Source organism: Streptomyces sp. NPDC001373 (assembly GCF_042895815.1).
Lineage (GTDB): Bacteria > Actinomycetota > Actinomycetes > Streptomycetales > Streptomycetaceae > Streptomyces.
In genome coordinates this window covers 41,212-54,157 of the sequence record NZ_JBIAWQ010000023.1, presented here as the reverse complement: position 1 = coordinate 54,157, position 12,946 = coordinate 41,212, and the positions used below count along the sequence as shown (strand labels likewise).

Annotated in this window: 11 protein-coding genes and 4 tRNA genes; 8 read left to right on the top strand and 7 right to left on the bottom strand. The window is 71.3% G+C overall.

All coding sequences use genetic code 11. The features are described 5' to 3' along the window. Nucleotides 1-6: 6 nt before the first annotated feature. Both ACFY15_RS32505 and ACFY15_RS32500 read right to left on the bottom strand, forming a co-directional pair. The gene (locus ACFY15_RS32505) at nt 7-264 is read right to left on the bottom strand and encodes a DUF3073 domain-containing protein (RefSeq protein ID WP_366453671.1); all 258 of its coding nucleotides are present in this window, start codon (nt 262-264) and stop codon (nt 7-9) included. 288 nt (nt 265-552) lie between these two features. Beyond that, nucleotides 553-1,662, bottom strand: a complete 1,110-nt coding sequence (locus tag ACFY15_RS32500) for a Leu/Phe/Val dehydrogenase (RefSeq protein WP_390686012.1) — start codon at nt 1,660-1,662, stop codon at nt 553-555. A gap of 223 nt (nt 1,663-1,885) precedes the next feature. Between ACFY15_RS32500 and ACFY15_RS32495 the strand changes: the two genes are divergently transcribed. Together ACFY15_RS32495 and bldC are read left to right on the top strand one after the other, a co-directional pair. Next, on the top strand, nt 1,886-2,755 hold the full coding sequence (locus ACFY15_RS32495) for a hypothetical protein (protein ID WP_390686011.1): 870 nt from the start codon (nt 1,886-1,888) through the stop codon (nt 2,753-2,755). 610 nt (nt 2,756-3,365) lie between these two features. Further along, entirely contained in the window at nt 3,366-3,572 is a 207-nt protein-coding gene (bldC, locus tag ACFY15_RS32490) for a developmental transcriptional regulator BldC (RefSeq protein ID WP_003949541.1), read from the top strand. A gap of 645 nt (nt 3,573-4,217) precedes the next feature. On the opposite strand, the gene ACFY15_RS32485 is transcribed toward bldC, so the two are convergent. Together ACFY15_RS32485 and hrpA are read right to left on the bottom strand one after the other, a co-directional pair. Next, a tRNA-Asp gene (locus ACFY15_RS32485) sits at nt 4,218-4,291 on the bottom strand. 69 nt (nt 4,292-4,360) lie between these two features. After that, entirely contained in the window at nt 4,361-8,284 is a 3,924-nt protein-coding gene (hrpA, locus tag ACFY15_RS32480; RefSeq protein WP_390686010.1) for an ATP-dependent RNA helicase HrpA, read from the bottom strand. Between the two features lie 152 nt (nt 8,285-8,436). Here hrpA and ACFY15_RS32475 point away from each other — a divergent pair, with 152 nt between their 5' ends. Genes ACFY15_RS32475 through ACFY15_RS32465 form a run of 3 tightly spaced genes read left to right on the top strand, consistent with a single transcriptional unit; the run spans nt 8,437 to nt 10,443 of the window. Then, nucleotides 8,437-8,808, top strand: a complete 372-nt coding sequence (locus tag ACFY15_RS32475) for a hypothetical protein (RefSeq protein WP_390686009.1) — start codon at nt 8,437-8,439, stop codon at nt 8,806-8,808. A 52-nt stretch (nt 8,809-8,860) separates the two neighbouring features. Next, a complete protein-coding gene (locus ACFY15_RS32470) occupies nt 8,861-9,607 on the top strand; it encodes a DsbA family protein (RefSeq protein WP_390686008.1) in 747 nt (248 codons plus the stop codon). Then, on the top strand, nt 9,604-10,443 hold the full coding sequence (locus ACFY15_RS32465; RefSeq protein ID WP_390686007.1) for a cytochrome c biogenesis CcdA family protein: 840 nt from the start codon (nt 9,604-9,606) through the stop codon (nt 10,441-10,443). Before ACFY15_RS32470 ends, ACFY15_RS32465 begins: the two co-directional genes overlap by 4 nt. A 40-nt stretch (nt 10,444-10,483) precedes the next feature. On the opposite strand, the gene ACFY15_RS32460 is transcribed toward ACFY15_RS32465, so the two are convergent. From ACFY15_RS32460 to ACFY15_RS32450, 3 genes are all read right to left on the bottom strand, one after another. Then, nucleotides 10,484-10,557, bottom strand: a tRNA-Phe gene (locus ACFY15_RS32460). A gap of 22 nt (nt 10,558-10,579) precedes the next feature. After that, nucleotides 10,580-10,653, bottom strand: a tRNA-Asp gene (locus ACFY15_RS32455). A 38-nt stretch (nt 10,654-10,691) separates the two neighbouring features. Beyond that, nucleotides 10,692-10,764: transfer RNA gene (locus tag ACFY15_RS32450), tRNA-Glu, on the bottom strand. Nucleotides 10,765-10,890: 126 nt separating this feature from the next. Here ACFY15_RS32450 and ACFY15_RS32445 point away from each other — a divergent pair. From ACFY15_RS32445 to ACFY15_RS32435, 3 genes are read left to right on the top strand one after another with little or no spacing between them, the layout of a single operon-like run. Then, on the top strand, nt 10,891-11,241 hold the full coding sequence (locus tag ACFY15_RS32445) for a metallopeptidase family protein (protein ID WP_390686006.1): 351 nt from the start codon (nt 10,891-10,893) through the stop codon (nt 11,239-11,241). Further along, on the top strand, nt 11,238-11,717 hold the full coding sequence (locus tag ACFY15_RS32440; protein WP_390686005.1) for a fluoride efflux transporter FluC: 480 nt from the start codon (nt 11,238-11,240) through the stop codon (nt 11,715-11,717). Before ACFY15_RS32445 ends, ACFY15_RS32440 begins: the two co-directional genes overlap by 4 nt. Further along, nucleotides 11,714-12,088: a fluoride efflux transporter FluC gene (locus ACFY15_RS32435; protein WP_390686004.1), complete on the top strand. Its 375-nt coding sequence runs from the start codon at nt 11,714-11,716 to the stop codon at nt 12,086-12,088. The genes ACFY15_RS32440 and ACFY15_RS32435 overlap by 4 nt, the downstream gene beginning before the upstream one ends. Nucleotides 12,089-12,946 lie beyond the last annotated feature (858 nt).

The window sequence follows — 12,946 nt, the reverse complement described above, 5'->3', positions numbered from 1 at the left end:
TGCGCGTCAAGCCCCGCGACGGTGCGCCGACGGACCGGACTCGTCGTCCTCGTCCTCGTCGTCATCGTTGTAGAGATCCGCGTACTTGGCGTACGGGTCGTCGTCGTCCAGATCGTCATCGACTTCGACCGGCGCGCTGATCAGCGGCTCTGTCGGCGATGCGCCCAGCTCATTGGCCAGACGCGTCAGGTCGGTCCCGCCGCTGTTGTACTTCAGCTGGCGGGCGACCTTTGTCTGCTTGGCCTTGGCCCGGCCGCGCCCCATGGCTCGACCCCCTCGGTGACGGGGCTCGACGGCCCCAGAGTCTGACACGCGTTCATGGTTCGGATCGGGCTCTCCGTGGAGAGACCGTCCGTAGGGGTTTAACGGTACCTGCTTCCGCGGCCATACGGTACGCCGCCCGCATGACGTGCCTCTCCACAGAACCAGCGGGACACCCCGTACTCGCTGGTCAGCTGCGATTTTAACGCTTTCCTGGCCGCCGACCCGCCGAAGCGCAGTGAGTTCCGTCTCGCCGCGCTCCGGCGGGGGTCCAGCGGGACCCCGGCGGGGCTAGGCCGTGCGGGCCGCGGCGCGCGCGGCGAGGGCGTCGGCCATCCGCTGCTCGGCGATCCGGTCGGCCGCGGCGGCCGGCGGGATGCCGTCTTCCTTCGCACGTGCGAATATGGCCAGGGTGGTGTCGAAGATCTTCGAGGCCTTGGCCTTGCAGCGGTCGAAGTCGAAGCCGTGCAGCTCGTCGGCGACCTGGATCACGCCGCCCGCGTTGACCACGTAGTCCGGGGCGTAGAGGATCCCGCGGTCCGCGAGGTCCTTCTCCACGCCCGGGTGGGCCAGCTGGTTGTTCGCCGCGCCGCACACGACCGAGGCCGTGAGCACCGGGACGGAGTCGTCGTTCAGGGCGCCGCCGAGCGCGCAGGGGGCGTAGATGTCCAGGCCCTCGGTGCGGATCAGGGTCTCGGTGTCCGCGACGGCCGTGACCTTGCCGCCGGGGTGCCTGTCGAGGATCTCGCGCACGGACTCCTCGCGGACGTCCGTGATCACGACCTCGGCGCCGTCCTCCAGGAGGTGCTCGACCAGGTGGCGGCCGACCTTGCCGACGCCCGCGACGCCGACCTTGCGGCCGCGCAGGGTCGGGTCGCCCCACAGGTGCTGGGCGCTGGCGCGCATGCCCTGGAAGACGCCGAAGGCGGTGAGCACCGAGGAGTCGCCGGCCCCGCCGTTCTCGGGGGAGCGGCCGGTGGCCCAGCGGGTCTCGCGGGCGACGACGTCCATGTCGGCGACGTACGTGCCGACATCGCATGCGGTGACGTAGCGGCCGCCGAGCGACTCCACGAAGCGGCCGTAGGCCAGCAGGAGTTCCTCGGTCTTCAGGACGGCCGGGTCACCGATGATCACGGCCTTGCCGCCGCCGAGGTCGAGACCGGCGAGGGCGTTCTTGTACGACATGCCGCGCGAGAGGTTCAGCGCGTCACGGACCGCTTCCTCGTCGGAGGCGTACGCGTGGAAGCGCGTACCGCCGAGGGCGGGGCCCAGGGCGGTGGAGTGGATGGCGATGACGGCCTTGAGTCCGGTGGCCCGGTCCTGGCACAGCACGACTTGCTCGTGGCCGCCCTGCTCACTGCGGAACAGGGTGTGCAGGACGCCGTCGGTCATTTCGGTCACGGTGGTGACTCCCATGGAAGAGATGCGGCGGAAAGACGCCCGCCCTGCGGGTGGGGGAGGGCGCACTGGGAGCAGAGTAAGACCTGTGGCGGGTACGGGTAGCCCTTGTCCGGGGATCGGAACACTCCCGGGTCACGTACCCCTCCGCCGCCGGTGGCCGGATTCCTTTTCCGGGCCCCGAGTCGGAGGTGAACCCGGCCCCCGGAACGGGGAGGACGAGGGGGTGAGCGAATCCCCCGACCTCCGGCCGCCGTCCGCGCGCCCCGCGCCGACGGTCCCCTACGCCTCCTACCTGCGGGTCTACGAACCCCTGGCCTCCTTCCCGGAACCGGAGCGCACGCACTGGGCGGCGTACGCCCGGCGCGGGCCCGCGCCGACGGCCCAGGACGAACTGCGCCGGTCCCTGTCCGACTTGGTGCGGGTGCCCGTGGTCGGGGTGCTGGCGCACGAGAGCGGGGACGCGTTCACGGCGGAGCTGGACGGGGTACTGCTCGTCTGCCCCTGGCGGACGCGGCTGCGCGGCTGGCTGGCGCTGGAGGAGCTGGTGGCGAACCTCCCGGCGCCGGTGCTGGACGCGGCGCTCCCGCCGTCGGCGCGCCGGCGGGCCGCCGCCGAGTACGAGGACTGGCGGGAGCGGAACCCCGATGCCCGCCCGTGGATCCGCACCGGGGTGTGGCAGGTGCCGCTGCGATGGTTCGTGCTGGTGGCGGACGAGGAGCGGGAGTACCTGCCGGGGGAGCGGCTGCGGTACCGGACGCCGATGGTGCAGGCGCGGCGACGGCTCGCGAGGGGTCTGCGGACCCTGCGCCAGGCGCAGGAGCGGGGGCGGCAGGGGTACGGGCCGCTGGCGGAGGGGCTGGCGGAGGTCGGCCGCTGGCTGGAGGAGTTCCACCCGAGGTCGATGGTCGAACTGGACTACGGCGGGCTGCTGCACGCGTTCCCGGCCGACGGACTGGCCGGTGACCGGTCGGCCCGTGACCTCGCGGAGGGGATCGCGGCCCTGCGCGAGGGGGACGACGACGGGGCGGCGGCGGTGTACGAGGAACTGGCGCGGCGCTGGCGGGCGGTGAGGGAGAGACTTTTCGCGAACTAGAGGCAGCCTTGACCCTTTCCGGAGCCGGGGTCTGCGTAGATCATGGACGTACCTGTTCGGAACCCGTTCGGGCGCTACGCGTATCGCCCGTATCGGTCATGATCGGCTGAATGGCCCACAAGTCGCAGATCAGGGGCTTGATCACGGTATTAGGGTCTTTGTTCCAGGACCTACGTCCCGATCCGGGCCATTGGCTCAAGCGTGACGGACCGCACTATCCGCACCCTTGCGCCCATCCCCTATCCTCATGCCAAAATAGGACAAGGAGTCCGGGGAGGGTTCCTTCCGCCCAACTTCGGGCGGAATGCTCGGTATTGCACTCTATGGGGGGTCTGACGACTCCTGATCGCTCTGTGACTGATCGTCACAGTGGGGTGACTGTCCGTTATGGGGCGGTCCATCGGCTTCCGCCGCTGATGAACACCTCGGAGGGCAATTCCATCGGTTTGGCCGTCGAGGCTGGACGGATGGTGTAGTTGTAGTGCCGAGGACAAGCCGTTCGTCCTATAACCGACTCGGCCTGCGTATGTCCATTTCGGGCAACGCAGGCCAAGGTGCAGAATTTAGAGGAAAGAACCGAGATGGTTCGGTTCTCCCGAGGAGGCCGCTCATGACCGCTCGCACCCCTGATGCCGAGCCGCTGCTGACCCCGGCTGAGGTTGCCACCATGTTCCGCGTGGACCCGAAGACGGTTACCCGCTGGGCCAAGGCCGGCAAGCTCACGTCCATCCGCACCCTGGGTGGACACCGCCGTTACCGCGAGGCCGAGGTCCGCGCGCTGCTCGCGGGAATTCCGCAGCAGCGCAGCGAGGCCTGAGGTCCCGCAGCACCACCGCTTTAAAGGGTGCGTGTCGGATCCCCCAATCCGATGAACCCACACAGCTTCATGCGGCGGGGCCTGCCCCAACAGGAACCGTCGTCGATCGCGCTGGACTCCGCCGGGTCCAGCGCGATTTTTTTTGTGCCCGGAGGGGCGGGCTCGGGAGTCTCGGGGGCCTTGGGGGTCCAGGGGGCCTGGAGGCTACCGCCGGGTACCGGACCGGGGTCCCGGACGGGTGGGTGCCATTGCACATATTAAATCGAGCATGCGTAGGGCTCCGATAAACGTACGAGTCCCAAAAACCCGTGGGGTGACTCCCGTCACAGCTGATAACTCTTGTACATCCGGCAATGCACCCCGTATAGGGACGTCCCGCGCGGAGTGCCTCGCGTGAACGGGGGATTTCTCCCCTCTGGGCGATGTGCACCCCGGGTCGGCTGGAAGGGCCCTGGAGGGGCCGCGGGCGTGCGCGGCGGACCGGGAGGTCCGGGAGGTCGGCCGGAGCCGCCTGAGAGGCTTCCAGGGGTGTCGTGAGCCCCGCGTGATCATGAGGTGGCGGAGCGCGTCCGTGAGGGCCGGCGCCGGACCCCGCAACGCGTCAGGGCCCGTATCCCTTGCGGGGTACGGGCCCTGACGTTTCTGCGAACCTGACGGGACTTGAACCCGCGACCTCCACCTTGACAGGGTGGCGAGCTAACCAACTGCTCCACAGGTCCTCGATCGCTGCCGATTGCTCGGCTGCGATTCAGACTGTACAGCAGGTCAGGGGGTGAGGTCGAACCGGATCACGGAGCGAGCGCGTCCACCGCCTTCACGATGCGCTTGTCGGAGATCGGGTACGCCGTCCCCAGCGCGTGCGCGAAGTAGCTGACCCGCAGCTCCTCGATCATCCAGCGGATCTCGGTGACGGCCTCCGGCACGGGCCGGCCCTTCGGCAGCTGCTCCAGCAGCCACAGGTACTCGTCCCGCATCTCGTGGACCTTCTCCATGCGCGTGGTGTCGCGCTGGGCGCCCGTCGGCATCTGCTGGAGCCGCCGGTCGATCGCCACCAGGTAGCGCATCAGGTCCGGCAGCCGCTTCAGCCCGGTCAGCGTCACGAAACCGGCCGGCATCAGGGCCGCCAGCTGCGCCTTCACGTCCGCGACGTTCGCCATCAGGGCCAGGCTGCCGGTGGCCTTCAGCCGCCGCTCGCAGGCCTGCCAGGCCGCCAGGACCTGCTGGACCTGCTGGACGGTCCGCACGGTGGTGTCCACCAGGTCGGCCCGCACCGCGTCGAACAACCGCCGGAAACCCGCCTCGTCCCAGGCCGGACCGCCGTGGTCGGCGATCAGCCGGTCCGTGGCGGCGGTCGCGCAGTCGTCGAACAGCGCCTGGATGGAGCCGTGCGGATTGCGGGAGAGAGCCAGCTTCTGCTGGTTGGTCAGCTTCTCCGAGGCGAACTTCGCCGGGTTCACCGGGATGTTGAGCAGGATCAGCCGCCGGGTGCCCAGCCACATCGCCTGCTGCTGCTCGGCCTCGGTGTCGAAGAGCCGGACGGAGACGCTCGCCCCCTCGTCCACCAGCGCCGGGTAGGCCTTCACCGGCTGGCCGGCCCGTCGGGTCTCGAAGACCTTCACCAGGCTGCCGATCGTCCAGTCGGTCAGCCCCGTGCGCTCCACCGACTCCCCGCCCGCACGCTCGGCGGTGGCGGCCGCGGCCTGGGAGAGGGCCTGGCGGGCCTTCGGCTTCAGCCGGAGCCGCAGGGCCTCCAGGTCCTTGTCCTCGGCGAGCTTGCGCCGACGCTCGTCAACGATCCGGAAAGTGATCTTCAGGTGGTCGGGGATCCGGGAGAGGTCGAAGTCCTCCGCCGAGACCGGCACCCCGACCATCCGCTGGAGCTCGCGCGCCAGCACCGCCGGCAGCGGCTCCCGCAGTGCGGGCTGCTGCGCCAGGAAGCGCGAGGCGTAGTTCGGCGCGGGCACGTAGTGCCGGCGGATCGGCTTCGGCAGCGAGCGGATCAGCTCGGTGACGACCTCCTCGCGCAGACCCGGGATCTGCCAGTCGAAGCCCTCGTCGGCGACCTGGTTCAGCACCTGGAGCGGGATGTGCACGGTCACGCCGTCCGCGTCCGCGCCCGGCTCGAACTGGTAGGTCACCCGGAACTTCAGCTGCCCCTGCCGCCAGGAGTCCGGATAGTCGGCCTTGGTGACCCCTGCCGCCTTCTCCGTCAGCAGCATCTCGCGCTCGAAGTCGAGGAGTTCGGGCTCCTCGCGACGCTTGTGCTTCCACCAGGAGTCGAAGTGGGCCCCCGACACCACGTGCTCGGGGATCCGCTGGTCGTAGAAGTCGAACAGGGTCTCGTCGTCCACCACGATGTCGCGGCGCCGCGCCCGGTTCTCCAGCTCCTCGACCTCGGTCAGCAGCTTGCGGTTGTCCGCGTAGAACTTGTGGTGGGTGCGCCAGTCGCCCTCGACCAGCGCGTTGCGGATGAACAGCTCGCGCGAGACCTCGGGGTCGATCCGGCCGTAGTTGATCTTCCGCTGGGCGACGATCGGCACCCCGTACAGGGTGACCTTCTCGTACGCCATCACGGCCGCCTGGTCCTTCTCCCAGTGCGGCTCGCTGTATGTGCGCTTGATCAGGTGCTGGGCGAGGGGCTCCACCCACTCCGGCTCCACCTTGGCGTTGACCCGCGCCCACAGCCGCGAGGTCTCCACCAGCTCCGCCGACATCACGAACCGCGGCTGCTTCTTGAACAGCGCCGACCCCGGGAAGACCGCGAACTTCGCGGACCGCGCGCCCAGGTACTCGTTCTTGTCCGTGTCCTTCAGACCGATGTGCGACAGCAGGCCGGCCAGCAGCGAGACGTGGATGTTCGTCTCGGCGCCGTCCGCCTCGTTGACGTGGATGCCCATCGTCTTGACGACCGAGCGCAGCTGGGCGTAGATGTCCTGCCACTCCCGGATCCGCAGGAAGTTCAGGTACTCCTGCTTGCACATCCGGCGGAAGGAGGACGAGCCGCGCTCCTTCTGCTGCTCGCGGATGTAGCGCCACATGTTCAGGAACGAGAGGAAGTCGCTCGTCTCGTCCTTGAACCGGGCGTGGTTCTGGTCGGCCTGGGTCTGCTTGTCGGACGGGCGCTCGCGCGGGTCCTGGATCGACAGGGCCGCCGCGATGACCATGACCTCGCGGACGCAGTTGTTCTTGTCCGCCTCCACGACCATGCGGGCCAGGCGCGGGTCCACCGGCAGCTGGGACAGCTGGCGGCCCATCGGGGTGAGCCGCTTCTTCGGGTCCTTCTCCGCCGGGTCGAGCGCGCCGAGCTCCTGGAGCAGCTGCACGCCGTCGCGGATGTGGCGGTGGTCCGGCGGGTCGATGAAGGGGAACTTCTCGATCTCGCCGAGCCCGGCGGCGGTCATCTGGAGGATGACGGAGGCCAGGTTCGTCCTCAGGATCTCGGCGTCCGTGAACTCCGGGCGGGCGTTGAAGTCGTCCTCGGAGTACAGCCGGATGCAGATGCCGTCGCTGGTGCGGCCGCAGCGCCCCTTGCGCTGGTTGGCGCTGGCCTGGCTGATCCGCTCGATGGGCAGCCGCTGCACCTTCGTGCGGTGGCTGTAGCGGGAGATGCGGGCCGTGCCCGGGTCGATCACGTACTTGATGCCGGGGACCGTCAGGGAGGTCTCGGCGACGTTGGTCGCCAGGACGATCCGGCGGCCGGTGTGGGGCTGGAAGACCCGGTGCTGCTCGGCGTGCGAGAGGCGGGCGTACAGGGGCAGGACCTCGGTGAAGCGGAGCTTCTTCTTGATCAGCGCGTCGGCGGTGTCGCGGATCTCCCGCTCGCCGGAGAGGAAGACCAGGATGTCGCCCGCGCCCTCGCCCTGGAGCTCGTCCACGGCGTCGCAGATCGCGGTGATCTGGTCGCGGTCGCTCTCCTCGGAATCTTCCTCCAGGAGCGGCCGGTAGCGGACCTCGACCGGGTACGTACGGCCGCTCACCTCGACGATCGGGGCGTCGCCGAAGTGGCGGGAGAAGCGCTCCGGGTCGATGGTGGCGGAGGTGATCACGACCTTGAGGTCGGGGCGCTTGGGGAGCAGCTGGGACAGGTAGCCGAGGAGGAAGTCGATGTTGAGGCTGCGCTCGTGGGCCTCGTCGATGATGATCGTGTCGTAGGCGCGCAGCTCGCGGTCCGTCTGGATCTCGGCGAGCAGGATGCCGTCGGTCATCAGCTTCACGAAGGTCTCGTCCGGGTTCACCTGGTCGGTGAAGCGGACCTTCCATCCGACCGTGCGGCCGATCTCGGACCGCAGCTCCTCGGCGATGCGCTCCGCGACCGTGCGGGCGGCGAGCCGGCGGGGCTGCGTGTGCCCGATCATGCCCCGGACGCCGCGCCCCAGCTCCATGCAGATCTTGGGGATCTGCGTGGTCTTTCCGGAGCCGGTCTCGCCCGCGACGATCACGACCTGGTGGTCGCGTATCGCCTCGGCGATCTCGTCCTTCTTCTGGCTGACGGGCAGGTTCTCGGGATACGTGACCTCCGGCATGCGCGAGGCGCGGCCGGCCAGTCGCGCGGCGGCCTTCTGGGCCTCCGCGGCGATCTCGTCGAGCACGGCCTGCCTGGCCTCGGGCTTGCGGATACGGCGGGCGCCCTCGAGGCGGCGGCCGAGGCGGTGCGCTTCCCGGAGGGAGATCTCACCGAGGAGCGTCTGCAGGGCGGCGAAGGAAGTAGACATACCTGGTCGAGGATCTCACCTGGGCCCGGCGGGTGGCGAACGCATTTGTGCCCCGCCCCGTACCATTTCGGGACGAGTCCCCCAGCCGAGCGAGTGAGAGGCAGCCCACCTTGTCAGGCCGTCGTCACGTGTGGTGTCCGTCGGCCGCCGCAGTGCTCGTGCTGGTCCTGGGGGTGTTGGCCCTCGCCCTGGCCGGCGGCCTGTGGGCGGCGGACCCCGCTCCCGCCCCGCGGGCGGCCGCCGCGGACGCGGCCCGTCCGGGTGCCGCCCCCGTCGAGCGCCCGGCCTCCTCGGCCGCCGGTGCCCTCCCGGAGCGGGCGCCGTCCTGCGCACCCGGCTCCGACGGGCTCGGCCCCGCCCCGGCCGTGCCGCCCCGGGCCGGGCAGGAGCACGCCTCCGCCCCCGCCGCGCGCCCCGCGCCCGAGGGGGTGCGGCCGTACCGGGCGGCGTGCGTACGGGTGCCCGTGCGCGGGCCCGCCCCGCGGACACCCGGACCGGTGGAGCTGTCCGTGATGCGGGTGTAGGGGAGCCGGTCTGCCGGTATCACCCCTGTACATCCCGTTCTGGAGCACGCGTATGCCCACGTCCCGCAAGACCTCCCGCAAGCCCCTCCTGTACGCCGCCGCGGTCGCCGTCGCCTCGGTCGGCCTCGGCCTCGCCTCCTGGCAGGCCACCGCGCCCCCGGAGAAGGAGCACGGCACATCGGCCGGAGCCAGCGCCAGCGCCTCCGCCCCCGACGCCCCCGAGACCGGCGCCGCCGCCGAGCTGAAGGCACTGGCCCGCCGCGAGAGCGACGACAAGCTCGCCGTGGGCCGCACCGACGCGCCCGTCGTCCTGATCGAGTACTCCGACTTCAAGTGCGGCTACTGCGCCAAGTTCGCCCGGGACACCGAGCCCGAACTGGTGAAGAAGTACGTCGAGGACGGCACCCTGCGCATCGAGTGGCGCAACTTCCCGATCTTCGGCGCCGAGTCCGAGGCCGCCGCCAAGGCCGCCTGGGCGGCCGGGCAGCAGGACCGCTTCACCGCCTTCCACGCCGCCGCCTACGCCGAGGGCGCCAAGGCCAAGGGCTTCGGCGAGGAGCGGCTGGTCGAGCTGGCCCGCGAGGCCGGGGTCCCCGACCTGGAGAGGTTCAAGGCCGACATGGCCGGCGAGCAGGCCGCGGCCGCCCTGCGGCGCGACCGGGAGGAGGGCTACCGCATCGGCGTGCAGTCCACCCCCTCCTTCCTGGTCAACGGCCGGCCCATGGCGGGCGCCCAGCCCTTCGAGGCCTTCGCCACGGCCATCGCCCGGGCCAAGGCGCAGGCTCGGGCCGGGCAGTGACCGGCATCGGGTACGCGGCCGCCCTGCTCGGCGGCCTCCTCGCCCTGCTCAGCCCGTGCAGCGCCCTGCTGCTGCCGGCCTTCTTCGCCTACTCCATCGACTCCCGCTCCCGGCTGCTGGCCCGGACCGGGATCTTCTACGCGGGCCTCGCCACCACCCTCGTCCCGCTCGGCGCGGCTGGCTCGTTCGCGGGCCGGTTCTTCCACTCCCACCGTGACCAGCTGGTGCTGGTCGGCGGCTGGCTGATCATCGCGCTGGGCCTGGCCCAGGTCCTCGGCCTCGGCTTCGCCCCGAAGAGGCTCTCCGAGCTCTCGGGGCGGATCCGCCCGACCACCGCCCTGTCGGTGTACGCGCTCGGCGCGGTCTACGGACTGGCCGGCTTCTGCGCGGGCCCGATCCTGGGCAGCGTCCTGACGGTGGCGGCGGTCAGCGGCAGCCCGGTCTACGGCGGCCTGCTGCTGGCGGTGTACGCGCTGGGCATGGCCGTACCGCTGTTCGTGCTGGCCCTGCTCTGGGAGCGCTTCGACCTCGGCCGGCGGCGCTGGCTGCGCGGCCGAGCCGTACGGGTGGGACGCCTGGAACTGCACACGACCTCGCTGCTGTCCGGGCTGTTCTTCATCACCCTGGGCGCCCTGTTCCTGCTGTACGACGGCGCGAGCGCGCTGCCGGGGCTGCTGGACGTGGACGACTCGTACGCCGTCGAGGAGAAGGTGGGCGCCGTGGCGGACGCCGTCCCGGACTGGGCCCTGCTCGGACTGGTCGGCGTCGCGGCCGTGGCCTTCGGGCTGCTGCACCGGCGGCGCGCGGCCCGCAAGGAGGCGGAGAAGCAGGAGTGAAACGCGGAAGGCCCCGTCCGGAGACGGGGCCTTCCTCTTGTGGCTGGGGCCGGGGTCGAACCGGCGACCTATCGCTTTTCAGGCGATCGCTCGTACCAACTGAGCTACCCAGCCACGAGGCTGTTTCCAGCCTCAGCGATCCTGACGGGACTTGAACCCGCGACCTCCACCTTGACAGGGTGGCGAGCTAACCAACTGCTCCACAGGACCTGGTGTGTGCAAGAGCAAGTCTCGCACATGGTGTTGCGTACCCCCAACGGGATTCGAACCCGTGCTACCGCCTTGAAAGGGCGGCGTCCTGGGCCACTAGACGATGAGGGCTAAAGGCCCGCCGGGCACTTTTCAGCGCGTCGGGGACGTGAGAAGCATATGGGATCGGAGGAGGTAACGCCAAAACGAGTTCCGCCCGGGCGCGGGAACCGTCCCCGGCGGGGCGACAATGGCCGGGTGCTGGAGATGACGCGCGAGGAGTTCGAGGAGCTCGTCGCAGAGGCCCTGGACCGGATCCCGCCGGAGCTGACGCGACTCATGGACAACGTGGCGGTCTTCGTCGAGGACGAGCCGCCGGCCGGAGATCCCGAGCTGCTCGGCCTGTACGAGGGGACCCCGCTCACCGAGCGCGGCGAGTGGTACGCCGGCGTGCTCCCCGACCGCATCACGATCTACCGGAACCCCACCCTGCGGATGTGCGAGGACCGGGAGAGCGTGGTCGTCGAGACGGAGGTGACGGTGGTCCACGAGATCGCCCACCACTTCGGCATCGACGACGAACGCCTGCACGCCCTGGGGTACGGGTGACCCGGCCCGTGCCGGGGGCGGAGGCGATCGACCCCGATGTCGACCTCCACGTCCCGGCCCAGCGGGCCGAGCCGCAGGCCCGCGTCATCGCGGCGGTGGCCGTCGGCGGGGCACTGGGGGCGACCGCGCGCTACGCGCTGGCGCTGCTGTGGCCGGCCGGGTCCGAGGGCTTCCCGTGGGCGACCTTCTGGACCAACGTCGTGGGCTGTGCGCTGATCGGCGTGCTGATGGCGCTGATCAGCGAGGAGGGGCGGCGCTCCCCGCACCCGCTGCTGCGGCCCTTCGCCGGCGCCGGGGTGCTCGGCGGGTTCACCACCTTCTCGACCTACGCCGTGGACTTCTCGCGACTGCTGGACGCCGGCCGTGCCGGGCTCGCCCTGGTGTACGCCGGCGTGACCGTCGTGGGCGCGCTGGGCGGCGTGTGGGCGGCGGCCTCGCTGACGCGGCTGGCGGTACGGGCACGGGGGGCCGTGTGAACTGGCTGCTGGTGGTGGCGGGCGCGGTCGTCGGGGCGCCGCTGCGGTACCTGACCGACCGGGCCGTCCAGGCGCGGCACGACTCCGTCTTCCCGTGGGGGACCTTGGTGGTCAATGCAGGGGCCTGCCTGCTGCTCGGGACGCTGGCCGGGGTCGCCCTCACGGGCGCCGGCTCCTCGCGCCTGTCGCTGCTGCTGGGGACGGGGCTGTGCGGGGCGCTGAGCACCTACTCGACGTTCTCGTACGAGACGCTGCGGCTCGCCGAGCGCGGCTGGAAGTTCCTCGCCGCGGCGAACGTGGCGGCGTCCGTGCTCGTCGGCCTGGGCGCGGTGACGCTGGGCTCGGAGGTGGCGCAGGCGCTGTTCGCCTGACCCGCGGGCCGTTCGCGCAACTCGCGCAAGGGGCGTGTCTCTTACGGGGTAAAGGGAGTTGGGCTCATTGACCCGCTCATCGCGGACCCCGCCCCGCGCTCCGGAGGTGCCCCCGTGCGCCCATTGCCCCCTTCCCTGTCCGCGACCCTCGGACTGACCGTCTCCGCCCTGGCGGTGGCCGCGACGGCGGGCTGCATGAGCGTCGGCGAGGACGCCGCCAGGCCGGGGCCCTCCGCCTCGGTCGGCGGCAGGGGCGCCGGCGGGGCCGGTGCGGCGGCGGGCTCCGGGCACGGCTCCGGGATCCACGGCAACGGGCACGGCGTGAAGGACGGCACGGGGCCCCAGGGCGTGAAGTCCGGGGAGCCGGGCAAGGCCTCCGGGGCGACCGGGGCCTCCCCCGGTCCCGGCGCGCCCGCGGCACGGCCGGGCCCGCCCTCGCCGTCGGCCGGCCCCGGGGGCGGGGCCGGCGGTCAGGGGGGCCAGGTGCCGTCCGGGGGCGGTTCCGGATCGGGCCCGGGGTCCGGGGCGGGTGGTTCCGGGTCGGGATCCGGCTCGGGCTCGGGCTCGGGAGCCGGGGGCTCCGGTTCAGCGTCGGGGTCCGGTGGTGCGGGCGGGGCGGGTGGGGCCGGCGGGTCCGGGTCGGGCGGCTCCGGAGGGTCGACCACCACGCCCGGTGGAGGGGAGAGCACGCCTCCTGTGACGCAACCCACGCCGAGTGACACGACCCCGGCGACCCCCGCTCCGAGCATCGCCTGAGCGGCCGGAGGCGGGTCGCCGCCGAGGATCCCGTCGCAGGTCGGAGGGGGTATTGCAGGAACGACTTGCCAGACCCCCGGGAGGGTGCGTATGGTTATAGAT